Source organism: Citrobacter sp. Cb041 (assembly GCF_030336655.1).
Lineage (GTDB): Bacteria > Pseudomonadota > Gammaproteobacteria > Enterobacterales > Enterobacteriaceae > Citrobacter > Citrobacter braakii.
Genome location: NZ_JAOWDD010000039.1, coordinates 122,207 through 144,770 on the forward strand (window position 1 = coordinate 122,207; position 22,564 = coordinate 144,770).

At 50.9% G+C, this 22,564-nt stretch carries 22 protein-coding genes and 1 other RNA gene; 9 read left to right on the forward strand and 14 right to left on the reverse strand.

Translation table 11 applies throughout. The features are described 5' to 3' along the window. Nucleotides 1-20: 20 nt before the first annotated feature. The 3 genes from OGV52_RS13545 to OGV52_RS13555 are packed head-to-tail and all read right to left on the reverse strand — an operon-like array spanning nucleotide 21 to nucleotide 2,538. Nucleotides 21-833, reverse strand: coding sequence for a MetQ/NlpA family ABC transporter substrate-binding protein (locus OGV52_RS13545; protein ID WP_003029358.1), 813 nt, complete (start codon nucleotides 831-833; stop codon nucleotides 21-23). Between the two features lie 21 nt (nucleotides 834-854). Then, nucleotides 855-1,523 carry a methionine ABC transporter permease gene (locus OGV52_RS13550; protein WP_016152914.1) on the reverse strand — a complete coding sequence of 223 codons (669 nt, stop codon included), beginning with the start codon at nucleotides 1,521-1,523 and terminating at the stop codon, nucleotides 855-857. Continuing rightward, nucleotides 1,516-2,538: a methionine ABC transporter ATP-binding protein gene (locus OGV52_RS13555; protein ID WP_016156371.1), complete on the reverse strand. Its 1,023-nt coding sequence runs from the start codon at nucleotides 2,536-2,538 to the stop codon at nucleotides 1,516-1,518. Before OGV52_RS13555 ends, OGV52_RS13550 begins: the two co-directional genes overlap by 8 nt. 940 nt (nucleotides 2,539-3,478) lie before the next feature. On the opposite strand from OGV52_RS13555, the gene ynhH reads away from it, so the two are divergent. The 3 genes from ynhH (at nucleotide 3,479) to lpp (ending at nucleotide 5,639) form a co-directional block, all read left to right on the forward strand. Further along, nucleotides 3,479-3,673, forward strand: a complete 195-nt coding sequence (gene ynhH / locus OGV52_RS13560; protein ID WP_242637968.1) for a protein YnhH — start codon at nucleotides 3,479-3,481, stop codon at nucleotides 3,671-3,673. A 7-nt stretch (nucleotides 3,674-3,680) separates the two neighbouring features. After that, nucleotides 3,681-5,093, forward strand: coding sequence for a pyruvate kinase PykF (gene pykF, locus OGV52_RS13565; protein WP_016152912.1), 1,413 nt, complete (start codon nucleotides 3,681-3,683; stop codon nucleotides 5,091-5,093). Between the two features lie 309 nt (nucleotides 5,094-5,402). Then, on the forward strand, nucleotides 5,403-5,639 hold the full coding sequence (gene lpp / locus OGV52_RS13570) for a murein lipoprotein Lpp (RefSeq protein WP_003029373.1): 237 nt from the start codon (nucleotides 5,403-5,405) through the stop codon (nucleotides 5,637-5,639). A gap of 68 nt (nucleotides 5,640-5,707) precedes the next feature. On the opposite strand, the gene ldtE is transcribed toward lpp, so the two are convergent. The 7 genes from ldtE to sufA form a co-directional block, all read right to left on the reverse strand. Continuing rightward, complete coding sequence (gene ldtE / locus OGV52_RS13575) at nucleotides 5,708-6,712, reverse strand: L,D-transpeptidase LdtE (RefSeq protein ID WP_016152911.1); 1,005 nt, start codon at nucleotides 6,710-6,712, stop codon at nucleotides 5,708-5,710. Nucleotides 6,713-6,829: 117 nt separating this feature from the next. After that, a complete protein-coding gene (gene sufE, locus OGV52_RS13580; protein WP_103766237.1) occupies nucleotides 6,830-7,246 on the reverse strand; it encodes a cysteine desulfuration protein SufE in 417 nt (138 codons plus the stop codon). Nucleotides 7,247-7,258: 12 nt separating this feature from the next. After that, on the reverse strand, nucleotides 7,259-8,479 hold the full coding sequence (gene sufS / locus OGV52_RS13585) for a cysteine desulfurase SufS (protein WP_016156370.1): 1,221 nt from the start codon (nucleotides 8,477-8,479) through the stop codon (nucleotides 7,259-7,261). Continuing rightward, nucleotides 8,476-9,747 (reverse strand): Fe-S cluster assembly protein SufD, encoded by a 1,272-nt coding sequence (gene sufD, locus OGV52_RS13590; RefSeq protein WP_200051744.1) that lies wholly within the window; start codon nucleotides 9,745-9,747, stop codon nucleotides 8,476-8,478. Before sufD ends, sufS begins: the two co-directional genes overlap by 4 nt. Further along, nucleotides 9,722-10,468, reverse strand: a complete 747-nt coding sequence (sufC, locus tag OGV52_RS13595) for a Fe-S cluster assembly ATPase SufC (RefSeq protein ID WP_016152907.1) — start codon at nucleotides 10,466-10,468, stop codon at nucleotides 9,722-9,724. The genes sufD and sufC overlap by 26 nt, the downstream gene beginning before the upstream one ends. Nucleotides 10,469-10,484: 16 nt before the next feature. Beyond that, the gene (gene sufB, locus OGV52_RS13600; protein ID WP_016152906.1) at nucleotides 10,485-11,972 is read right to left on the reverse strand and encodes a Fe-S cluster assembly protein SufB; all 1,488 of its coding nucleotides are present in this window, start codon (nucleotides 11,970-11,972) and stop codon (nucleotides 10,485-10,487) included. 8 nt (nucleotides 11,973-11,980) lie between these two features. Beyond that, the gene (gene sufA, locus OGV52_RS13605; RefSeq protein ID WP_016152905.1) at nucleotides 11,981-12,349 is read right to left on the reverse strand and encodes a Fe-S cluster assembly scaffold SufA; all 369 of its coding nucleotides are present in this window, start codon (nucleotides 12,347-12,349) and stop codon (nucleotides 11,981-11,983) included. Nucleotides 12,350-13,073: 724 nt separating this feature from the next. On the opposite strand from sufA, the gene OGV52_RS13610 reads away from it, so the two are divergent. Then, complete coding sequence (locus OGV52_RS13610; RefSeq protein WP_016156368.1) at nucleotides 13,074-13,556, forward strand: Hcp family type VI secretion system effector; 483 nt, start codon at nucleotides 13,074-13,076, stop codon at nucleotides 13,554-13,556. Next, nucleotides 13,553-14,032 (forward strand): DUF2778 domain-containing protein, encoded by a 480-nt coding sequence (locus OGV52_RS13615; RefSeq protein WP_200051743.1) that lies wholly within the window; start codon nucleotides 13,553-13,555, stop codon nucleotides 14,030-14,032. The genes OGV52_RS13610 and OGV52_RS13615 overlap by 4 nt, the downstream gene beginning before the upstream one ends. A gap of 702 nt (nucleotides 14,033-14,734) precedes the next feature. On the opposite strand, the gene OGV52_RS13620 is transcribed toward OGV52_RS13615, so the two are convergent. Continuing rightward, nucleotides 14,735-15,622 (reverse strand): LysR family transcriptional regulator, encoded by an 888-nt coding sequence (locus tag OGV52_RS13620; protein WP_029139523.1) that lies wholly within the window; start codon nucleotides 15,620-15,622, stop codon nucleotides 14,735-14,737. 122 nt (nucleotides 15,623-15,744) lie between these two features. On the opposite strand from OGV52_RS13620, the gene OGV52_RS13625 reads away from it, so the two are divergent. Then, nucleotides 15,745-16,596, forward strand: a complete 852-nt coding sequence (locus OGV52_RS13625) for a Vmh family MBL fold metallo-hydrolase (RefSeq protein ID WP_200051742.1) — start codon at nucleotides 15,745-15,747, stop codon at nucleotides 16,594-16,596. Between the two features lie 67 nt (nucleotides 16,597-16,663). On the opposite strand, the gene OGV52_RS13630 is transcribed toward OGV52_RS13625, so the two are convergent. From OGV52_RS13630 to ydiJ, 3 genes are all read right to left on the reverse strand, one after another. Continuing rightward, nucleotides 16,664-16,852: a YdiH family protein gene (locus OGV52_RS13630; RefSeq protein ID WP_029139522.1), complete on the reverse strand. Its 189-nt coding sequence runs from the start codon at nucleotides 16,850-16,852 to the stop codon at nucleotides 16,664-16,666. A 77-nt stretch (nucleotides 16,853-16,929) separates the two neighbouring features. After that, a complete protein-coding gene (gene menI / locus OGV52_RS13635) occupies nucleotides 16,930-17,340 on the reverse strand; it encodes a 1,4-dihydroxy-2-naphthoyl-CoA hydrolase (protein ID WP_016152900.1) in 411 nt (136 codons plus the stop codon). Beyond that, the gene (gene ydiJ, locus OGV52_RS13640) at nucleotides 17,337-20,393 is read right to left on the reverse strand and encodes a D-2-hydroxyglutarate dehydrogenase YdiJ (protein WP_200051741.1); all 3,057 of its coding nucleotides are present in this window, start codon (nucleotides 20,391-20,393) and stop codon (nucleotides 17,337-17,339) included. The genes menI and ydiJ overlap by 4 nt, the downstream gene beginning before the upstream one ends. A gap of 213 nt (nucleotides 20,394-20,606) precedes the next feature. Here ydiJ and ydiK point away from each other — a divergent pair, with 213 nt between their 5' ends. The 3 genes from ydiK to OGV52_RS13655 all read left to right on the forward strand — a co-directional run bounded on the left by ydiK (nucleotide 20,607) and on the right by OGV52_RS13655 (nucleotide 22,523). After that, the gene (ydiK, locus tag OGV52_RS13645) at nucleotides 20,607-21,716 is read left to right on the forward strand and encodes an AI-2E family transporter YdiK (protein ID WP_016156362.1); all 1,110 of its coding nucleotides are present in this window, start codon (nucleotides 20,607-20,609) and stop codon (nucleotides 21,714-21,716) included. Between the two features lie 184 nt (nucleotides 21,717-21,900). Continuing rightward, nucleotides 21,901-22,008, forward strand: an RNA gene (gene rprA / locus OGV52_RS13650) — antisense sRNA RprA. A 158-nt stretch (nucleotides 22,009-22,166) separates the two neighbouring features. Next, nucleotides 22,167-22,523, forward strand: a complete 357-nt coding sequence (locus tag OGV52_RS13655) for a YdiL family protein (RefSeq protein ID WP_016156361.1) — start codon at nucleotides 22,167-22,169, stop codon at nucleotides 22,521-22,523. The last annotated feature ends 41 nt before the right edge of the window (nucleotides 22,524-22,564 follow it).

The following is a 22,564-nucleotide window of genomic DNA, read 5'->3' on the forward strand; positions in this document are numbered from 1 at the left end:
GATAAGGTAACGCCAGCGGATCAGTTATTTACCGGGATCACCGCACCTTTATATTTGGTGCGGATCCAGTCCTGGATCTCTTTTGAGTGCAGGACATCAACCAGCGCCACGATATCTTTTTTCTTCTCGTCGCCACGATGCACGGTAATGATGTTGGCATACGGGTTGTTTTCACCACTTTCGACAGCGATAGGATCTTTCACCGGATCCAGCCCGGCGTCGATGGCGTAGTTGGCGTTAATCACCACCGCATCGCCTTCGTCGTTGTTATACATCTGCGGTAACAGCGCGGCTTCCACGTTAGGCAGGAACTTCAGTTTTTTCGGGTTCTCGACGATATCGCTAATGCGCGCGGTGACTTTATCCACGCCCGGCTTCAGCTTGATTACGCCCTCTTTTTCGAAAATCGACAGAATACGGCCTTCCTCAGATACCGCATCGCGCATGATGACCTTGCCGCCTTCCGGCAGATCTTTAAGCGATTTCACTTTTTTCGAATAGATCCCAATTGGCTCGATGTGAATCGCTCCGGCACTGACGAAATCGTAGGTTTTATCGCCCGCATGATCTTTAATCACGCTGTTCAGGTACGGAATATGCTGGAAGTAGTTAGCGTCAATCTCACGGCCAGCCAGCGCGGTGTTGGGCAGAATGTAATCCTGGAACGGTTTAATCTCTAAATCGATCCCTTGCTTCGCCAGAATAGGCTTAGCCTGCTCAAGGATCTCCGCGTGCGGCACGTTTGAGGCGCCAACGGTCAGAGTATCGGCCCAGGAGGCAAAGCTCAGGGCGCTTAAGGTTGCTGCGGCGAGTAACGTCAGTGATTTTTTCATGATAATGGTTTCCGTATTTTATTAGCGTTTATCTAACAGAGAGGTGATCACATCGCCGCAAAGCTGGATGATGAAGACAATGAGCAAAATCGTCACCGTCGCCACCAGCGTGACGTCGCTGTGGTTGCGCTGGAATCCTTCCAGATAGGCCAAATTCCCTAAACCACCGGCACCAATCACCCCTGCCATCGCGCTGTAGCTGACCAGCGCAATCAGCGTCACGGTGATCCCGGACACCAGAGCAGGAGAGGATTCCGGCAGTAAAACCCGAAAAATAAGCGTGCTTAGCCGTGCGCCCATCGAACGCGTCGCCTCAATAACCCCTTTGTCGACTTCACGCAGGGCAATTTCGACCAGACGCGCATAAAACGGTGCCGCCCCTACAATCAGCGCAGGCAACGCGGCATTAGCGCCGAGAATGGTGCCAACCATCGCTTTGGTAAACGGGATCAGCAGCACGATCAGAATGATGAACGGGATGGAACGAAAGATATTCACCACCAGCGAAATAACGCTATACACCGCGCGATTGTGAAACAGTCCGCCGCGTGCGGTCAGGAACAGCGCCAGACCAAGTGCAACGCCCAGGACAAAGGTCGCCGCGCCAGAAAGGACCGTCATGTAGAGCGTTTCCTGGGTTGCTGCCAGCAGTTGCTCCCACTTCAGATGAGGAAACAGTTCTTCAGCCATGGTTTATCACCTCGCCTTCAATGTCGCTCTGGCGCAGATCGGCCAAAATATTGTTCAATTGTTCCTCAGAGGCCACAACGTGCACCCAAAGCTGACCAAACACACCGTGCGCGGTTTGCGTCATCTTGCCGTGTAAAATGTTAAACGGCAGGCCATAGCGCAGGGTCAATTCGCCAACCACAGGCCGATGCGTACGTTGCCCGGTAAACGTTAGCTTGATCACCACACCGCCCAGCTCGCGGGCCAACTGTGGGTTAAACTCGTCTTCTTCGGTGTACTGACTCACCTGACGAACGAACTGTCGGGTGATCGGCTGCTGCGGATGGGTAAAGACGTTGAGCACGTCGCCTTCCTCAACGACCCTGCCGTTTTCCATTACCGCGACGCGATCGCAGATTTTGCGTACCACGTGCATTTCATGCGTGATCAGCACAATGGTTAATTTGAAACGGCGATTAATATCGAGCAGCAAATCGAGGATCTGATCGGTAGTTTGCGGATCCAGCGCCGAAGTGGCTTCGTCACACAGCAGAACGTCAGGATTGTTCGCCAGCGCACGGGCAATTCCTACCCGCTGTTTTTGCCCACCGCTAAGCTGGGACGGATACGCATTTTCACGACCGCTCAGCCCCACCAGCGAAATCAGTTCAGCAACTCGCGCTTTAATTGATGCTTTTGGTGCTCCAGCAATTTGCATAGAGAACGCAATATTTTCACTAACCGTTCGTGACCACAGCAAATTGAAGTGTTGAAACACCATGCTGATTTTCAGTCGCGCCTGACGTAAAGATTCCCCACGGGCGGCAGAGATATCGTGGCCGTTAATCGTTACGCTGCCTGAAGTCGGTTTTTCCAGACCATTAAGTAAGCGTATTAAGGTGCTTTTCCCCGCCCCGCTGTAACCAATAATTCCGTAAATCTGTCCCTGTTCAACCGTCAGGTTGACGTTATCGACAGCGGTAATGGCAAGCCTGCCTGGCGTAAACACTTTCGAAATATTTTTCAGGACAATCATGTCGTTTAGGTATCCGCTGCTGCTTATTGTTCTGCTGCTAGCGCTTTTGGCTGTTTAGCAGTATGGATGTCCAAACGAGTGTAATCAGTGAGATTAGCTTTTAAAATGAATTAAAACGCATTTGATATAACTTTTAGAAATATGTCGGTTTGGTCGGAGTTATACACAAAAAGTCAGGGATTGGGATGTAATGCTTGTCAGTTAAGCATTATTGAGAACATATGATTTCGGCTCAGGGTTCCGTTCACCTCAGTGGTATCAATTCTCTGAAGCTCAGATACCCGTGAACGTGCAAGGGAGGCTCATCGATTTTCAGCCTGACCGGGGTCATCGCTGCAACGCACTGACTTCCAGTTAACTCTGTTTTGCTGTTCAGATATATTCCAATAAAAACGCAGGGGGTCAGGTGTGGGCTGGTCCGGCTGAAAATTGCCGACGTGTTTCCGTAAGGCCGGGAGAACCCGCAGGGATGCGGGTTCAGGGCGCGTTTTGCAGGGACGCTGCCTCGCGCCCGGCCCGGTAGCCTGGAGGAATAAACGGAGGGGACCGCGGAGCGGCAATTTTCCCGCCGGGAGCCGGGATTGTTAAGGGTACGGCGATAGTACCCTTAACACGTTCACTGGAATCGTGTTTCAGAGAAACGATGAACATGAGGTGAACGGAACCCTTTCTCTGCGATGGGATGTTCATTACCTCCGCCAACACATGTTGATGCTTTCTGAAACTAAGGTGTTAGCTGAACGGCATTGGGGTGACAGTTACACCTTGTTGCGCAACAAATGCTGCTGCGAACAACCTCTTTATCCATACCTGGAAACAAATTAATGAATATTTTCTGTAAAACTGCACAGAAGTGTTTTGAAACGCTGTTTCCATTTTCCTTTTTGATAATTTTCAGCGTATAATGCGCGCCAATTGTCTCTTGAATGGTTTCAGCACATTGACCTGTAAAACTCAACGACTACAAAACTCACCATCCCGTTGGGCTGAAACACAAGCACACATTCCTCTGCACGCTCTTTCGATGTCACCTATCCTTAGAGCGAGGCATCACAACTTTCGTAACTCAGGTTTAGCTTCCCGTCCGTGCGCGGCGGGAGCCAGATTTCCATATCCTTCTCAACTTAAAGACTAAGACTGTCATGAAAAAGACGAAAATTGTTTGCACCATCGGTCCGAAAACCGAATCCGAAGAGATGTTAACCAAAATGCTGGACGCGGGCATGAACGTCATGCGTCTGAACTTCTCCCATGGGGACTATGAAGAACACGGTCAGCGCATCAAGAATTTGCGCAACGTCATGAGCAAAACCGGCAAGAAAGCCGCAATCCTGCTCGACACCAAAGGTCCGGAAATCCGTACCATCAAACTGGAAGGCGGTAACGACGTTTCCCTGAAAGCGGGCCAGACCTTCACCTTCACCACCGACAAATCTGTGGTCGGCAACAACGAAATCGTTGCTGTTACTTATGAAGGCTTCACTAAAGATCTGTCCGTCGGCAATACCGTTCTGGTTGACGATGGTCTGATCGGCATGGAAGTTACCGCTATCGAAGGTAATAAAGTTATCTGTAAAGTGCTGAACAACGGCGACCTGGGCGAAAACAAAGGCGTTAACCTGCCGGGCGTTTCCATCGCGCTGCCAGCACTGGCTGAAAAAGACAAACAGGACCTGATCTTCGGTTGCGAGCAAGGCGTTGACTTCGTTGCAGCATCCTTTATCCGTAAACGTTCTGACGTCGTTGAAATCCGTGAGCACCTGAAAGCGCACGGCGGCGAAAACATCCAGATCATCTCCAAAATCGAAAACCAGGAAGGCCTGAACAACTTCGACGAAATCCTCGAAGCATCTGACGGCATCATGGTTGCTCGTGGCGACATGGGCGTTGAGATCCCGGTTGAAGAAGTTATCTTCGCGCAGAAGATGATCATCGAAAAATGTATCCGTGCACGTAAAGTCGTTATCACTGCGACCCAGATGCTGGACTCCATGATCAAAAACCCGCGTCCGACCCGCGCTGAAGCCGGTGACGTAGCGAACGCCATCCTCGACGGTACCGATGCAGTAATGCTGTCTGGCGAGTCTGCAAAAGGTAAATACCCGCTGGAAGCCGTCACCATCATGGCAACCATCTGTGAGCGTACCGACCGCGTGATGACCAGCCGTCTGGACTTCAACAACGACAGCCGCAAACTGCGCATCACCGAAGCCGTTTGCCGTGGCGCGGTTGAAACTGCAGAAAAACTGGATGCTCCGCTGATCGTTGTAGCAACCCAGGGCGGTAAATCTGCTCGCGCAGTACGTAAATATTTCCCGGATGCCACTATCCTGGCGCTGACCACCAACGAAACTACCGCGCGTCAGCTGGTGCTGAGCAAAGGCGTTGTTGCACAGGTAGTTAAAGAAATCAGCTCTACCGATGATTTCTATCGTCTGGGTAAAGAAGTCGCTCTGGAAAGCGGTCTGGCTCAGAAAGGTGACGTTGTGGTGATGGTTTCCGGTGCACTGGTTCCGAGCGGCACGACCAACACGGCATCCGTTCACGTACTGTAATAATTCCAACGCGAATTAATTTGCTTAAAAAAGCGCCCTGGTGGCGCTTTTTTTATTTTATCGATAGCTACAATTAATAAAAAATCAAATCGGATTTCACTATCTAATCCGTGATTATCTAAGATGAATCCGATGGAAGCTTTCTGTTTTCACTCGGGTTTTTAGCCGTTTTTGCACAATTCGATGCTTCTTTGAGCGAACGATCAAAAATAAGTGCATTCCCATCAAAAAAATATTCTCAACATAAAAAACTTTGTGTAATACTTGTAACGCTACATGGAGATTAACTCAATCTAGAGGGTATTAATAATGAATCGTACTAAACTGGTACTGGGCGCGGTAATCCTGGGTTCTACTCTGCTGGCAGGTTGCTCCAGCAACGCTAAAATCGATCAGCTGTCTTCTGACGTTCAGACTCTGAACGCTAAAGTTGACCAGCTGAGCAACGACGTGAACGCAATGCGTTCCGACGTTCAGGCTGCTAAAGATGACGCAGCTCGCGCTAACCAGCGTCTGGACAACGCAGCTACTAAATACCGCAAGTAATAGTATCTGTGTAATAAAAATGGCGCACATTGTGCGCCATTTTTTTTGCTCTGAATTTCCCTTCCCTGTTATTGCGTAGCGCGCACCTCTGCATCCTCTCCCGGCACGCCATTCTGTGCAGACTTCACTTCCGCGCCATTGCTTACGACCGACGCTTGCCCGGCCGTTACGGTGACCGGATAGCCCGCACGACGATACAAGGCTCTTTCCACCAAACTGTTATCCACGGCTTTATTGTCTTTAAACTGGGTAAAACCGGCTGGCAGCACATACGGCATGGTCTGGACGTTTTGCTCCTCTTCCGGCGACAGCGGTCGATGCACCTCGACATAGCGCATTCCGTTCGGCTCTATCGAATATTTTATCGGCTCATTAATCACCCGAACCGGCGTTCCTGTCCGGACCTGAGCAAACAGTGCTTTGATGTCCGGCGCGTTCATGCGAATACACCCAGAACTTACGCGCAGTCCCACGCTGTCCGGCGCACTGGTGCCATGGATCAGATATTCACCGTTTCCATGCGCCAGACGCAGTGCAAAGCGTCCTAACGGGTTATTTGGCCCGGCAGGTACTACCGGCGGTAATGTTATGCCGCGCTCCAAAGAGCGTTTACGGATGCCTGCTGTAGGGGTCCAGGTCGGATTCGGGATTTTCTGCCCAACCCGGGTTTCCATTACCGGCGTTTCCAGCCCCTGCAAACCGATACCAATTGGGAAAACCTGAACAATATTCTCTCCCGGCGGGAAGTAATACAGACGCAGTTCCGCCAGATTCACAATAATGCCTTCTCGTGGTGCATCCGGTAGCAGTAATTGCGAGGGAATAGTAATCAGCGTTCCGGGTTTAGGTACGGGGGCAATCGTATTATTGGCTTCAAGGATCAGCATTGCGGCGGTATCAAACTTACGGGCAATCGCCTGTAGGTTTTTATCGCCTTCCTGCACGGTGTAAGTTTGATTTTGCCCAACAAGACGGCTGTTCGCCTGAGGCAAAGGATAATCGACCGCCCATGCGGCCTGAATAGCGCTGTAAGCGCCGATTAGCATTAACGTAATAACAGACGCGCGTTTCATACTCACCCCCCTGGCGTTCCTGCCGGACGGCGTCGAGCGCCAGATCCGGCCTACGAGTCACTGCGTTGCACTACCTCACTCTTTCACGTCGAGCTGAAATTGACGTGTTTTATCAGTTTAGCTAAGAGTTGCGGCTTTGGTGCGAATAGCCCGAATCATCGCCTCCAGCCCTTGTGAACGAGACGGTGTGAGATGCTGTGCGAGCGCCATTTTTTCAAACCACGGACGCACATCAAAATTCACAATATCCTGGGCCGTCATGCGGTCATATAAAATGAATACGACAGCGATAAGCCCTTTCACAATTGCCGCATCGCTGTCGCCCTGTAATTCAATAATTCCTTCAGCATTCTGACGCATGACAATCCATACCTGACTTTGACAGCCCTGGATGCTATTTTCCGTATTACGATCGACGTCGTTTAATTCCGGCAAACGCTGACCCAGTTCAATAATGTACAGGTATTTCTCTTCCCAATTAGCGCAACGCAGAAAATTACGCAACAACTTTTCTTTATCCGGTAGCGCAGCCATAACGCCTCCCTGTTATCCCAGTAAGTGATGAATACGCTTGAGGCCCGTTACCAGGCGATCCACTTCTTCGTGGGTGTTGTACATGGCAATCGACGCCCGGCACATCGCAGGAACGTTATAGTAGGCCATCAGCGGCATAGCGCAGTGATGCCCTGTCCGCACGGCGATACCATAGTTATCAAGAAAACTCCCGACATCATAGGCGTGATGTTTGCCGAGGTTAAACGCAATCACCCCCAGACGATTATCCGGCCCGTAGAGCGTTAAATCCGGCACATCCGCCAACTGTTCCAGCGCATAGCGCATCAGGAATTGTTCATATTCGCTGATTTCAGTAAGCCCCAGCGCGGAAACATATTCAATAGCCGCGCCGAGTCCAATAATTCCCCCGGTGTTTGGCGTTCCGGCTTCAAACCGCCAGGGGGCTTTGGCCCACGTCGTCCCCTGGCTCAGGCTCACCGTCGCAATCATCGACCCACCGCCTTCCCACGGCGGCATCTCCTGCAGCAACGACTCTCTGGCATACAGAACGCCAATACCAGTTGGCCCGTAGAGCTTGTGCCCAGAGAAAACATAGAAGTCGCAATCCAGCGCCTGCACATCCACCTGATGATGCATAACTGCCTGTGCGCCATCCACCAGCACTTTCGCACCGTATTGATGCGCCAGCTCAATCATCTCAACCAATGGGTTTTCCGTGCCCAGCACGTTAGACACATGGGTAATCGCCAGCAGTTTCGTGCGATCGTCAAACAGCGTCGGCAGCGTTTCCAGTTGCAACGTACCCTCTGTATTGAGCGGAATAACGCGCAGTTCTGCACCTACGCGGGCGCACAACATCTGCCAGGGCACAATATTGGCGTGGTGCTCCATTTCGCTGATGATAATGTTATCGCCCGCCCGCACATTGCTGCCGCCCCAGCTGTTAGCTACCAGGTTGATACCTTCCGTTGTGCCGCGAACAAACACCAGTTCTTCAGCTGAACGGGCGTTGATAAACAGCGAGGCGAGCTTGCGCACATTCTCCATTTTTTCCGTGGCCTGCGCGCTCAGCGTATGGATCCCGCGGTGGACCGCGGCATAGCCGTGACGGTAAAACTCGGCTTCGGCATCAATCACCTGGTTGGGCTTTTGCGCACTGGCGGCGCTATCCAGATACGCCAACGGTAAACCGTTCACTTCGCGCGTCAGGACCGGAAAATCAGCCCGCACTTTTTCAATGGGAAATGTCATGCTACGCCTCCCGGCAAGCGTTGGGCGATCCGTGCCAGGACCTGTTGTTTCAGCGTTTCCTCGCCCAGGGCTTCCGTCAGCTCAGCGGCAAACGCATAGAGAATCATTTGTTGGGCATCCTGCTGGCCGATCCCGCGCGAACGTAGATAGAACATCTGCTCGTCGTCGATCCGCCCTACCGTCGCCCCGTGGCTGCATTTCACGTCGTCGGCGTAAATTTCAAGCTGCGGCTTGGTATCCACTTCCGCCAGTTTTCCGAGCAGCAAATTATTGTTGGTCATCTGACCGTCGGTTTTAATGGCGTGCTGAGCGACGTTGATCAGGCCATTGAATACCGCGCGCCCCTTATCGCTGACAATCGTTTTATGCAGTTGTCGACTGTTGCAATATCCCTTGTTGTGCGCAAGCCAGGTGCGGGTATCGCAGACTTCATTTTTCACCGGCATCGCCAGGCTGTTAAGCCGAAGCGTGGTGTTTTCGCCGTTAAGCTGGGTGCTGGTGTTATGGCGCAACACCGCATCACCGAGTAAAAAGCTGTGGCTGGCGGCCGTGGCATCAGCGCCCAACTGAATATCATTATGCGCGAAGTGGTGGCTGAGCGGATTCTCAAACGCCAGTTTGATGTGGCGCAAGTGTGCGTTTGCCGCGACGTTCATCGTTAATCGTGCACCGGTAAAATGGCGATATTCGCTGAGGCTGACATAGTGTTCAATGACGGTGGCTTCTGCGCCTTCTGCCAGATCCAGATGGTGGCGATAGTGCGCCGTGTTCACCTCATCACCCGCCAGCCCCTGGGTAATGTGCAGCAGCAGCAATGGTTTTGCCGGTCGCTGGTTACGCTTCACCTGAATGTGCGTTACGCTGCGGGAGAGGCTTTCGGTCAGGTGCAGAAAGACTTCCGGTTGGATAGCCACCGGTAGCGACTGGCGCACATCATCAACGGTAATGTTGAACCCGCTACCTTCCGCGCTGTCGCTGAGCGTTGGACAGAATTGCCCGTCAACAAACACCAGGCGGACAGCATCAATAGCCGGCGCTAACGCTTCACACTGGGCGGACGTTATCTCAGTGACATGACTGACAAACTGGCTGTTGGTTAATCCTTCCAACGGCGTGTATTTCCAGTCCTCATGCTTACGCGTTGGCAGTCCCAGACGCAGCATCTGCTGCAGGTGCTGCTGGGCATGGTGCGAGCGCGTCTCCCCTTGCGTTTCAAACAGATGATGCCACTGTTGCAGCACGTTACTGCTGTTCGCTAAGCCAGCCATAACCTTGCTCCTCCAGTTGTTTGACCAGCGTGAAATCGCCGGATTTCACAATTCGCCCCTGGTAAAGAACGTGCACATAATCGGGTTTGATGTAATCCAGGATGCGCTGATAGTGGGTGACGATAATGAATGAACGTTGCCCGTCGCGCAGCGAGTTCACGCCATCCGCAACGACTTTCAGCGCGTCGATATCCAGCCCGGAGTCCGACTCATCAAGAATGCACAGCTGAGGTTCCAGCACCGCCATTTGCAAAATGTCATTACGCTTTTTCTCGCCACCGGAGAAACCAACGTTGACCGAACGCGTTAGCAAATCTTCCGGCATCTTCAATAACGCGATTTTCTCTTCCATCAGATCCTGGAAGTCAAACCTGTCCAGCGACTCTTCACCACGGTAGCTGCGCACCGCATTCAGTGCCGTTTGCAGGAAAAACTGATTACTGACGCCGGGGATTTCTACCGGATACTGAAATGCCATAAAGATCCCTTCACCGGCCCGGTCTTCGGGTGACAGTTCCAGTAAATCCTTACCGTTGAATTCTACCGTCCCGCCGGTGACTTCGTAGTCATCGCGCCCGGCGAGCGTTGCGGAAAGCGTACTTTTCCCGGAGCCGTTCGGCCCCATAATGGCGTGTACCTCTCCTGGGCCAATATCCAGGCTCAGCCCACGCAGGATCGCCTTATCTTCCACACTGACCTGTAAATTTTTAATGCTTAACATGTGCTTTCCTTAAATTTTAACCGACGCTGTGTTCAAGACTTATGGCGAGAAGTTTTTGCGCTTCAACGGCAAATTCCAGCGGCAGTTCAGAGAACACGTCTTTACAGAAACCATTAACGATCATCGAAATGGCATCCTCTTCGCTGATGCCGCGCTGTAAACAGTAAAACAGTTGGTCTTCACCAATGCGCGAGGTCGTGGCTTCATGCTCAAGCTGGGCGCTGTTGTTACGACACTCCACATACGGGAAGGTGTGCGCTCCACAATCCGCGCCAATCAGCATCGAGTCGCATTGGGTATAGTTGCGGGCGTTGGTTGCGGTTGGCATGATCTTCACTAAGCCGCGATAGCTGTTTTGACTGTGTCCAGCGGAGATCCCTTTCGAGATAATGGTCGATTTGGTGTTCTTGCCGATGTGGATCATCTTGGTGCCGGTATCGGCCTGCTGATAACCACTGGTCAACGCGACGGAGTAGAATTCGCCGATAGAGTTGTCGCCGCGCAGAATACAGCTTGGGTATTTCCAGGTAATGGCCGAGCCGGTTTCCGACTGCGTCCACGACATTTTGCTGTTTTCGCCTTCGCACAGAGCGCGCTTGGTGACGAAGTTCAAAATGCCGCCGGTGTTACCATCACCAGGGAACCAGTTTTGTACCGTCGAGTATTTCACTTCGGCATCTTTGTGGATGATGACTTCCACCACCGCGGCATGCAGTTGGTAGCTATCGCGTACCGGGGCTGAACAGCCTTCGATATAGCTGACGTAACTGCCCTCATCCGCAACCAGAATGGTGCGTTCAAACTGACCGGTTTTTTCCGCATTTATACGGAAATAGGTCGACAGTTCCATTGGGCAACGTACACCTTTCGGGACATAAATAAACGTGCCGTCGGAGGCCACCGCCGCATTCAGCGCCGCAAAAAAATTGTCATTACCCGGGACAACCGTACCCAGATATTGTTTTACCAGCTCAGGGTGATCGTGAATCGCCTCACCAAACGAACAGAAAATAATGCCCTGTTCCGCCAGTTTATCGCGATAAGTTGTCGCCACCGACACCGAGTCAAAAATGGCATCAACCGCCACCTCTTTGCCTTCGCGGACCGGCACGCCAAGCTGCTCAAATGCGTCCTCAACTTCTTTACTTAAAAACGCATTCGCCCCCGTTTGCTGCACCGCGCCCGGCTCAGACGCGCAGGTTTCATCGCAATTACCGCAGGACGGCGCGGAGTAATAACTGTACTCCTGATAGTTCAGCTTATCGTAATGCGCTTTTAGCCAGTGCGGCTCTTCCATGGTTAGCCACGCTTTAAAGGCATTCAGGCGAAATTCCAGCATCCAGTCGGGTTCATTACGTTTTGCCGAAATCGCGCGCACGACATCTTCGTTAATCCCTTTCGCCAGCTCATCGGTTTGTAGATGGGTGAAGAAGCCCTCTTTGTAATTAAGGTGCCCGCCAGCCCAGGTGTTGACATCGTCAGTTGCTTCAGTATTACGAGACATAGTACCGCCTATACCCCAAAACTTTCGCCACAGCCGCATTCGTTCTGGGCTTTCGGGTTATGAAATTTAAATAGCTGATTTAATCCTTCGCGCACGAAATCGACTTCTGTGCCGTCGATGAACGGCATCGCCTGTAACGGTACATAAAGTCTGGCCCCCTCCGTTTCAAACAGCAGATCGTCTTTTTCCGCCTGGCGAACGGTGTCCAGCACGTAGCCAAATCCCGCGCATCCCGTTTGCTTCACGCCTAAACGCACGCCTAACATGTCGGGTTGCTTTGCCACCAGCTCGCGGATGTGCGCCGCAGCCGCTGGCGTTAACGTCAGACCACGCCAGGCAAAATCGTCCGGGTTAAATGTTCCTGAATGCAATTCCATAGGGTTACCTCGAGTCACTAGCTTTCAAGCTATAACAACATGTTAGTGATAATGATTATCACTTCAACCCCTCAACAGCAGGGGCATTCGGGTTAATCGCCCTTTTTGACCCCTTTTACTAAGCATAGACCCTGTTGCGTGGGTTAACAGGGATGGATTTTTTTGTTCAATGCATTGATTAATAATGGATTTTAACAATTGAATCGTACAGGCAGGTCAAAGACTAAAAGATGTATAGATAATGTCTATTTAAGTAATAAGTTTTAAAAATTTAATGAAATCATACGACTATTGTATAATCATTAACTTAATATCTTCTTGTTATAGCCAAAAACGGACTAGTTAATCCTCTAAATTGCGCCCCAGTGCGTTTTTGCCCCCCAAAGTTCACCCTTTTTCATGCGCCCTCTGCGCGTGATTTATCCAAAACACCACAACGCCTTCCGAACAAAATCGACGGTACGGTTTGCGCGTCTACTTTTAAGATCCTGCTTGATAGCATTACAAAGACTTTCTCAATATCAGAATTAAGCAATATATTTCGCTTCAAAATCTCACTATTCTTATATGTGCACCATTACTATTCTTTTTTAATTCTAAGCTTTTTATTTCTCTCATAAATATCAATAAAACATAATAAAAATGTATGACATTTATTGCCTTGCGTACTCATGCGTCATGTCGTTTATTACAGTTTCCTTGCGTATGTGAAATGGAGTTTTAAATGGCTATACCTGCGTATTTGTGGTTAAAAGATGATGGAGGAGCAGACATCAAGGGTTCTGTAGATGTTCGCGACCGTGTGGGAAGCATTGAGATCTTAGGGTTTAGTCATGGCCTGCACCTCCCTACCGACAACAACACAGGGAAAATAACAGGAACACGAGTACACACCGCTCTTATATTTGAAAAGGAGTTTGATAGCTCCAGTCCATATTTTTACAAAGCAGTAGCCACTGGACAAACCCTTAAAGAGGCCGAATTTAAATGGTACAAAATCAATGATGCAGGACAGGAAGTTGAATACTTCAATATGCTACTCGAAACAGTGAAGGTGGTTTCAATTTGTCCTCTAATGCATGACGTGAAAAACGCAGCCACTGAAAAACACAATCACCTTGAAAGTATTGCTCTTAGATATGAACGAATAACCTGGAAACACTGCGACGGGAATATAATATTTTCTGATTCCTGGAGTGAACGGTGATTCGTTGCACATTTCATTTAAACGGTGGGCAGCTATCAAATCTTAGCTGCCCCGGAGTTGGCTTCTTCCCTGCATATTCAGGTAACAGTGGGGAGCATAGAAACAACCCTGAATCGGTAGCAATTAAGGATATCGGGCCGCTTCCTCCCGGTAAATACTATATTGTTTCGCGTCCGAAAGGCGGGATTTTCAGCGCAATTAAAGATTATACTGCGTCAGAGATTAGCGGTTCAGACCGCGATATCTGGTTCGGATTATTCAGAGAGGATGAAAAATTAGATGACGTTACGTTCTATAACAAGGTCAACCGTGGGTATTTCAGATTGCACCCTGCGGGGTATACTGGCGTCAGTAATGGCTGTATAACTCTTCCCAGTAGAGCTCATTACAACATACTCCGGGAAGCACTTTTAAGTACTCCACAAATGCTGATTACCCCCAGACTTCGTGCATACGGCACTATTCAGGTGTATTAATGAAACATATTAAAAAAGTCATCACATGGTATTTATTTGCAATATCTTGGGTTTGTTTTTTTCTATTTATTTTCAAATATTTACCTGAAAATAAATTATTTGATTTAATCTATCCCGATGTGAAAGAGATGGACCCCAGCGTCTGGGACAATACACACATGACCGTTATCTTTATGGGCGCATTATTATTGAACGGAATTTTTATATTGTTCATGTCGATGATAATGGAAAGATGCAAAAATTAAATGAAAATGCTTAACAGTGGGACTTCAGTCCCACTGTTTTCAGTATCGAACCTACCCCACTGCCAATTTAGGCGAGTTCACATTCCACAACTCTACTGACTGGCAACAAGGTCATCTAGTCAGTATGCGTCGTTGATAGCCAGTTGCCTACAGCACTGTCCTCAATCGCAAGGCTGGTTAAAGAAAATTCTTTAGATTTAGATATATACTCATTTTACAGAATTACTATCTATTTAGAGATACGTAGGAATGACGGGAGGGAAAAAATTCAAATTATGAACAAACAACAAAAAACCCTTAAGGCTGCTTGCTGGCAGGCTTAAGGGTTCCGGCCCCATCCGGCGCTTATCTCCGGCACTCACGATGGCTTAGCTCTTGAAGGGGCGATAAGAATAATCTCACTTCCGGATATGTTTTGTTTAACACAAATTGCGATTTGACTATTTTATAAGCGTATTCAATCAATTATTAGGCGCTGTTTTTCACTGAGCGCGTCCAGCAACAGGCGCAGTCCTGCAGGCTGATGCTCCCGCGAAAGATATAAACCATAAATTGGCAGGCTTTTTGGTTGAAGCTCGGGCAAGAGTCTAACCAGCTTTCCCTGTGCCAGCCCTTCCCGCGCCTCCAGTTCCGGCACCAGCGCAATGCCCGTTCCCGCCAACGCCGACTCACAAAGCAACGAAGAGATCCCGGCGCTCAAATTGCCTTTAATCGCAACAGCGGCAGCCCGCCCCTGGGCATCCAGAAAGTGCCAGGATTTTCCGGCAAACCCGCTGTAGTACAGACAATTATGCCGCGTAAGGTCGTCGATAGTCTCAGGAGTGCCATGTTGATGCAGGTACTCGACAGACGCGCACAGTACCGATTTACAGTCGCCAAGGCGACGGGCGATAGTTCCAGGTTCAGGGTTTTCCGTTATACGGATCGCCACATCAATGCGTTCTCCAACGAGGCTTACCGGTTGATTATTGATCTCCACCTCGATACGCAGTTGCGGATACTTCGTCAGAAACGCGGGCAGTACCGGCGCTAAAATATGCATAGCTGTAAAATGCGCACAGGCCACACGTAGCGTGCCAGAGGGAGTTTGCGCGGCGCTGGCGGCACCAATATCCAGCGAAAGCTGCGCCAGAGAACGCGTTTTCACTAATGCCTCTTCACCCGCTGGCGTGATCGTCAGACGGCGCGACGAGCGATGGATAAGCCTTGCACCCGCCCATTTCTCCATCTCGTCGAGGTAACGACTGACCATCGGACGGGAAAGCCCCAGCGCACGCGCGGCGGCGCTCAGACTGCCCAAATCACAGATATGGTTGAATACCGTTGCCGCCATCACTCTGTCCATTGCATCCCATCCGATCGTTTTATGAAACTCAGCATGTCCTAATAAGGGAATTCTAACAGATCCGAATTTCCTTAAAATACAGGAACTATCAAAAGACAATTTCCTGCACAAGGATACCTGGCATGAAAGTTAAAACGCTGGCCCTGCTGTTACCTCTGTTCGCCTCTTCAACCTTTGCCGCGACGCTACAGCTGGACGTCTACAATCCACAGGACAAGGCTATTTTCCCGGTCTCTTCAACGCTGGTTTCAGGACCGAAAGAAGCGATATTGTTTGACGCACAGTTCAGTACTAAAGATGGTGAACAGCTGGTGCAGATGATTCGCGCCAGCGGTAAAACGCTGAAGGCCATCGTGATCACCTCCGGCGATCCGGATTTCTATTTCGGACTGCAGCCTATCGTCAAAGCCTTCCCACAGGTAAAAGTCCTGGCAACACCGCACGTAGTAGACCATATCCGTGCCACCAAAGAGGCCAAACTGCAATTCTGGGGTCCGCTAATGAAGGATGGCGCGCCAACATCGCTCACCGTTCCGCAGGCGACAACGCAAACGCATTTCACAGTTGATGGTGAAGCGCTGGAACTGCGCCACCCTAATGATTATGCAGCCTACGTCTGGATCCCGGCGAACCGTGCCATTATTGGCGGTACCGGCGTGGCGTCTGGTATACACGTCTGGACGGCGGATACGCAATCTGCAGAACAGCGTAGCGCGTGGCGTAGCGTACTGAGCGAAATGCAGAAGTTACAACCCACCCAGGTGGTCCCGGGGCATTACATCGGCGAACGCCCTGCGGGCGATAAAGCGATTCGCTTCACACAGGACTATCTGCAATCGTTTGAGCAGGCGTTAGGGGCGAAGAAAGGTTCGGATTATGTGATTAAAACCATCACCGCGGCATGGCCAGGTCTTGCAGACGCAAGTTCTCTGGAGCTAAGTGCGAAGGTTAATACTGGCGAGATGAAGTGGTGATTGAGATTTAACGCAAAAAATAACCCCGAACGCGTGTCGGGGTTTCATTACGATAAGCATACCGGAATCAATGAACGCCCATGCGCCAGGCAAAATAGATCTCTTCTTTAAGTTCAGTCGAAGAAAGCGTCAATAAATCCGCGAACTCCAGCTCTAACTGTTTCAGTCTTTTCAGGTACTGAGCTGGTGAAAGATCGGTTTTATCACGACGTAAAAACTCTATTGCCAGTTGGGCCGGGTCTAATTGGGTAGACATATCATCCTCGCTTGTGTTCAAAACCTGCACAGTATAACACCATTCCCTGTGCAGATAATGACCAAAAGCAATATGCATCACAAAATTGCTGTCGTCAGACGCGACGTACAGCACAATCGTCCCTGCTCATCGAAGATTTCGATTTGCCATACCTGATGACGGGAGCCGGTATGCACCGCGCGACATACCCCTCTGACGCGCCCTTCCCGCGCCGAGCGAATATGGTTGGCGTTGACCTCCAGGCCCACCACTTTCTGCTCACCCTGAGTACACAGGTAGCCAGCCACCGAACCAATGCTCTCAGCCAGCACTACGGACGCGCCGCCGTGCAGCAAACCAAAAGGTTGTTTAGTACGGTGGTCTACCGGCATTGTGGCTTCCAGCGTGTCATCGCCAATGTGCACAAAACGAATATCGAGCAGCCCAACCATATTTCCTTCACCCATGGCGTTGAGCGCTTCGAGTGTGACTTCACGTTTCCAGATCATCCTATAATCTCCAGCAGTGCCTGTAATGGATGGCGAACGCCCGTGCCTTCAACGCGTTTAACCTGACTGCGACAGGAGTATCCGGTAGCCAGACAACGGTTACGCGGCAATCGTTGCATTGCCTGGTGCCATGATAGCTCATAGATCCCCAGTGAGTTCTGATGATTCTTCACTTCGTGGCCATAGGTGCCCGCCATACCACAGCACCCTACGCTGATGTTCTCCAGCTTTGCACCAAAGCGGGCAAAAATAGCCGCCCACTGAGCAGGCGCGCCCGGCAGGGCCGTCACTTCGGTACAGTGTCCAAAGAAGTACCACGGTTCACCGCCCACAGCCACTGGCTGCTGTGACTCCACAACCGTCGATAACCATTCGTTGGCGAGTAACACATGGAAATCACCCCGCTGTTCCCCGAGCGCCAGTTTGTATTCATCGCGATAGCAAAGCACCAGCGCCGGATCGACACCCACCATCGGAATATTCAGCTTCGCCACCCGATTGAGAAACTCAGATGTTTTCTTTGCGGTTTTAGCAAAACGGTTTAAAAAGCCCTTAATATGCTGGGCCTTGCCGTTTGGCGAGAACGGCAGCAGTACCGGCTGCAAACCCAGCTTTTCAACCAGACGTATAAAATCAGCCACCACCTGTGCATCGTAATAGCTGGTGAACGGATCCTGCACCACCAGCACCGTACGGGCTTTTTGCTCAAGGCTGAGTAATTCGAGCTGTTCCAGCGTCATATTGGCGGAACGATGACCAACCAGCTGACGTTGAAGCGACGGCGCAGACAGCAGCGGTAAATCGACCATGCCGATGTGCTTTTTAGCCAGATTACGCACCAGCGGCTGGTTGATGAAGAAGTTAAACGTGTTGGGCGCCCGCGCCATTAACGGCGCATAGCTCTCAACGGTCGCCACCATGTGATCGCGCAACGGCCGCAGATAACGCGTGTGATACAACTGCAGGAAGCGTGAGCGGAACTCCGGCACATCGATTTTAATCGGACACTGTGTAGAGCAGGCTTTACACGCCAGACAACCCGACATTGCCTCTTTCACTTCGTGCGAGAAATCGTATTCGCCTTTGCGCGCATGCCAGCTATTGCGGGTACGGGCAATCAGCGTACGTAAACTGGCACGTTTTTCCGGTAGCTCTTTTTCCAGCTGTAGCGGGTCAATCCCGCGATCTGCCAACAGACGCAGCCATTCACGCACCAGCGTAGCTCGCCCTTTCGGTGAATGGATGCGGTTGAGGCTGATTTTCATCGACGGACACATCGGGCTTTTCGCATCAAAGTTAAAGCATAACCCATTGCCGTTACACTCCATCGCCCCACGCCACTCCTGGCGTACGGCCAGCGGGATCTGACGGTCATACGTTCCGCGCTTCACCGCGTCCACTTTCATCATCGGCGCATCAACATCTTCCGGTGGACAGATTTTGCCAGGATTGAGCCGGTTTTGCGGATCAAACACCGATTTCACTTTACGCAGTTCGCGATACAGTTCCTCACCGAAGAACGCCGGGCTATATTCTGCACGAAAACCTTTCCCGTGCTCGCCCCACAGCAGACCGCCATATTTTGCCGTCAGCGCGACAACATCGTCAGAAATGCGTTTCATCAGCACTTCCTGCTGCGGGTCACACATATCCAGCGCCGGTCTGACGTGCAGCACGCCTGCATCCACGTGACCAAACATGCCGTAACTCAGGCCGTGGCTATCGAGCAGAGCACGGAACTCGGCAATATAGTCAGCCAGATGTTCCGGCGGAACGCAGGTATCTTCAGCAAACGGAATCGGCTTCGCGGCCCCTTTCGCATTCCCCAGCAGACCGACAGCTTTTTTACGCATCGCGTAAATGCGTTCGACGCCTGCCAGCTCGGTACATAGCTGCCAGCCTATAACGCCCGCTTCCTGACGCGCGATTAAGCCATCCAGCCGTTCGCACAGTGCGCTGACTTGCGAATCAATCAATGCTTCATCGTCACCGGCAAACTCCACAATATTCAGACCCAGCATCTCTTTATCCGCCACATCGGTAATCAATTCACTTACCGAGTGCCAGACAATATCTTCCCGTGCCAGGTTAAGCACTTTGGAGTCGACGGTTTCTACCGACAGCGCGCGCGCGTCCACCATCACCGGGGCATTACGCAATGCCGAGTCGAAAGAGTCGTACTTAACGTTAACCAGTTGTCTGACTTTGGGTAGTGGCGTGATATCCAGACGGGCTTCGGTGATAAACGCCAGCGTACCTTCAGAGCCAGTAAGAATGCGGGTTAAATCAAATTCGGTCATCTCATCGTTAAAGACGTGCCGCAGATCGTAACCGGTCAGGAAGCGATTAAGTTTCGGGAATTTATCAATGATCAGCTGTCGGTTGTCGCGGCAACGCTCATAAACCGTCTTGTAAATGCGGCCAATAGTGGTGTTGCTATTACCCAGCGTTTGGGCAAGTTCGACCGGCATTGGCTGGGTATCAAGAATATCGCCGCCCATCAGCACCGCACGGATACCCAGCACGTGATCGGAGGTTTTACCGTAAACCAACGAGCCTTGTCCGGATGCGTCGGTATTGATCATCCCACCAAGCGTTGCCCGGTTACTGGTGGATAACTCGGGGGCAAAGAAATAGCCGTAAGGCTTCAGAAACTGGTTGAGCTGGTCTTTTATCACCCCGGCTTCGACCCGCACCCAACCTTCCTGCGCATTGATTTCAATGATGCGGCTCATATAGCGGGACATATCAACAATAATGCCCTGATTCAGCGCCTGACCGTTGGTTCCGGTGCCGCCGCCGCGTGGGGTAAAAATCAACGAAGAGAAAAGAGGTTCCGCCGCCAGACGAGCGATGAGCGCCACATCTGCGGTTGAACGAGGGAATACGACAGCATCAGGAAGCAGCTGATAAATACTGTTATCCGTCGACATTGTCAGACGATCGGCATAGCTCGTTGCCGTATCGCCCGTAAATCCTTGCTGCTCCAGTGCCTGCAAAAAATTGAGCACCAGTTGAACGACACCTGGCGCCTGAGAAATTTGTGGAATCATTATAGTGACCCTTTCCTGCGGTCTGTGTTGTGAATTTAATCGTTTGCGTGTTGCTTTGTTTGTTGTATCACATTTTTTTCTAATACGCTCAGCAGATTTACAGGCAGAATCCGCCTGTTAAAAACCGCTGAAATTGCTCATCATTACAGGGTGTCATTTAAGTGTTCACGTCGCGTCAACGTTCTGGCGCAAAGACAAAGGTGAAAAGTATTTATGGTAAATTTCCGCCAGCCCAAGGATATTGCACAAGTGCTGCTATCGGCGCTGTTTTTAGCCGTCATGATTGTGGCCTGTCTTTGGATTGTTCAGCCCTTTATCCTCGGTTTTGCATGGGCGGGGACGGTGGTCATTGCGACCTGGCCGATCCTGCTACGCTTACAAAAATTGCTCTGGGGCCGTCGCTCGCTGGCCGTGCTGGTGATGACCCTGCTGCTGGTGCTGTTGTTCATCATTCCTATCGCGCTACTGGTCAATAGCATTGTTGATGGCAGCGGGCCATTGATCCATGCCGTAACCGCAGGCGATATGACCCTGCCGGATCTGGCGTGGCTGAACAGTATTCCGTTGGTCGGCGCAAAATTGTATGCCGCGTGGCACAGTCTGCTGGATATGGGCGGCGCGGCCATCATGGCCAAGGTTCGTCCTTATATCGGCACGACGACGACCTGGTTTGTTGGCCAGGCTGCACATCTTGGCCGCTTTATGATGCACTGTGGTCTGATGCTGCTGTTCAGCGCCCTGCTGTACTGGCGCGGTGAACAGGTGGCGTTAGGTATTCGCCACTTCGCTTGTCGCCTGGCATCCAAACGTGGCGATGCCGCCATTCTGCTGGCAGCACAAGCCATTCGCGCCGTCGCATTAGGCGTTGTGGTCACCGCGCTGGTGCAGGCAGTGCTCGGTGGCATTGGTCTGGCGGTAACCGGCGTGCCGTACGCCACGCTGCTGGCGGTATTGATGATCCTGTCTTGTCTGGTGCAACTGGGGCCATTGCCGGTGCTGGTCCCGGCCATTATCTGGCTGTACTGGACGGGCGATTCAACCTGGGGCACGGTGCTGCTGGTGTGGAGCGGCGTGGTCGGAACGCTGGATAACGTTATTCGCCCGATGCTGATTCGCATGGGGGCCGATTTGCCGCTGATCCTGATTCTCTCAGGGGTCATCGGCGGACTGATTGCCTTCGGCATGATTGGTCTGTTTATCGGCCCGGTGGTACTGGCCGTGTCGTGGCGTCTGTTCTCCGCCTGGGTAAACGAAGCCCCTGCGCCAGGTAGCGATCCCGACGAAATCCTCGAAGAAATTGCTGAAATCGAACGCAATAAGTAATCCCACGTCAGGCGGCACCGCCGCCTGATTGTTTAACATTGCTAATCAATTCCGCCCGCTTACTGAATAAGACCCAACGTTATCCTTCTTTAAATACTCATTTGCTTCGCAAATTATTTACAGTTTTTAAACTATTGAGATGAATCTGATCGACGTAAAAAATCAGTATGCCTACTATTAGCCCATGGCTTTAGATCAACACATTGATTTATAAGCATGGAAATCCCCTGAGTGAAACAACGAATTGCTGTGTGTAGTCTTTGCCCATCTCCCACGATGGGCTTTTTTTTGTCCTTCGCGCGCCTCGCCACCAGCCTTACCGCACCACAGCGCCCCTCTTCCCCGTTGATAAACAAATAATATTGCACAAGATACTGTGACTCTCTTCAAGCCGAAATATCCACAGCAATGTTATTACTATTCCACCGTCTTTTATGAGGTGATCAAATAATGAACGCATTAGAACTCCAGGCTATCCGCCATATTTTTGCTATGACGGTAGAAGAAAGCGCTATGTATATCTCGCGGGATCACAATGTTGCCGCCTGGCAACAATGGGAGAATGGCGAAAGGGAAATCCCGGAAGACATCACGCGCATTTGTGCAGAAATGAAAGCCAGACGAAAGTTAAGAATTAACGCCATTATCGAAAAAATAAATAACCGTATCGGTAATAACACCATGCGTTTCTTTCCCGATCTGATCTCTTTTCAGGCGGTTTATCAGCACGATGATTTTCTCGACTGGAAAATCTATCAATCGGCCGCTGTTGAACTGTATGCCCACGATCTTGAGCGTTTGTGTTAAGAGACCGCAGCGCCACACTCATTTAGCCTTTTCGCTGAGTA

Bases quoted from the DNA above. Each gene is read 5' to 3' on its own strand.
- OGV52_RS13545 (WP_003029358.1), bottom strand. From the start codon at position 833: ATGAAAAAATCACTGACGTTACTCGCCGCAGCAACCTTAAGCGCCCTG.
- OGV52_RS13550 (WP_016152914.1), bottom strand. From the start codon at position 1,523: ATGGCTGAAGAACTGTTTCCTCATCTGAAGTGGGAGCAACTGCTGGCA.
- OGV52_RS13555 (WP_016156371.1), bottom strand. From the start codon at position 2,538: ATGATTGTCCTGAAAAATATTTCGAAAGTGTTTACGCCAGGCAGGCTT.
- pykF (WP_016152912.1), top strand. From the start codon at position 3,681: ATGAAAAAGACGAAAATTGTTTGCACCATCGGTCCGAAAACCGAATCC.
- lpp (WP_003029373.1), top strand. From the start codon at position 5,403: ATGAATCGTACTAAACTGGTACTGGGCGCGGTAATCCTGGGTTCTACT.
- ldtE (WP_016152911.1), bottom strand. From the start codon at position 6,712: ATGAAACGCGCGTCTGTTATTACGTTAATGCTAATCGGCGCTTACAGC.
- sufE (WP_103766237.1), bottom strand. From the start codon at position 7,246: ATGGCTGCGCTACCGGATAAAGAAAAGTTGTTGCGTAATTTTCTGCGT.
- sufS (WP_016156370.1), bottom strand. From the start codon at position 8,479: ATGACATTTCCCATTGAAAAAGTGCGGGCTGATTTTCCGGTCCTGACG.
- sufD (WP_200051744.1), bottom strand. From the start codon at position 9,747: ATGGCTGGCTTAGCGAACAGCAGTAACGTGCTGCAACAGTGGCATCAT.
- sufC (WP_016152907.1), bottom strand. From the start codon at position 10,468: ATGTTAAGCATTAAAAATTTACAGGTCAGTGTGGAAGATAAGGCGATC.
- sufB (WP_016152906.1), bottom strand. From the start codon at position 11,972: ATGTCTCGTAATACTGAAGCAACTGACGATGTCAACACCTGGGCTGGC.
- sufA (WP_016152905.1), bottom strand. From the start codon at position 12,349: ATGGAATTGCATTCAGGAACATTTAACCCGGACGATTTTGCCTGGCGT.
- OGV52_RS13610 (WP_016156368.1), top strand. From the start codon at position 13,074: ATGGCTATACCTGCGTATTTGTGGTTAAAAGATGATGGAGGAGCAGAC.
- OGV52_RS13620 (WP_029139523.1), bottom strand. From the start codon at position 15,622: ATGGACAGAGTGATGGCGGCAACGGTATTCAACCATATCTGTGATTTG.
- OGV52_RS13625 (WP_200051742.1), top strand. From the start codon at position 15,745: ATGAAAGTTAAAACGCTGGCCCTGCTGTTACCTCTGTTCGCCTCTTCA.
- OGV52_RS13630 (WP_029139522.1), bottom strand. From the start codon at position 16,852: ATGTCTACCCAATTAGACCCGGCCCAACTGGCAATAGAGTTTTTACGT.
- menI (WP_016152900.1), bottom strand. From the start codon at position 17,340: ATGATCTGGAAACGTGAAGTCACACTCGAAGCGCTCAACGCCATGGGT.
- ydiJ (WP_200051741.1), bottom strand. From the start codon at position 20,393: ATGATTCCACAAATTTCTCAGGCGCCAGGTGTCGTTCAACTGGTGCTC.
- ydiK (WP_016156362.1), top strand. From the start codon at position 20,607: ATGGTAAATTTCCGCCAGCCCAAGGATATTGCACAAGTGCTGCTATCG.
- OGV52_RS13655 (WP_016156361.1), top strand. From the start codon at position 22,167: ATGAACGCATTAGAACTCCAGGCTATCCGCCATATTTTTGCTATGACG.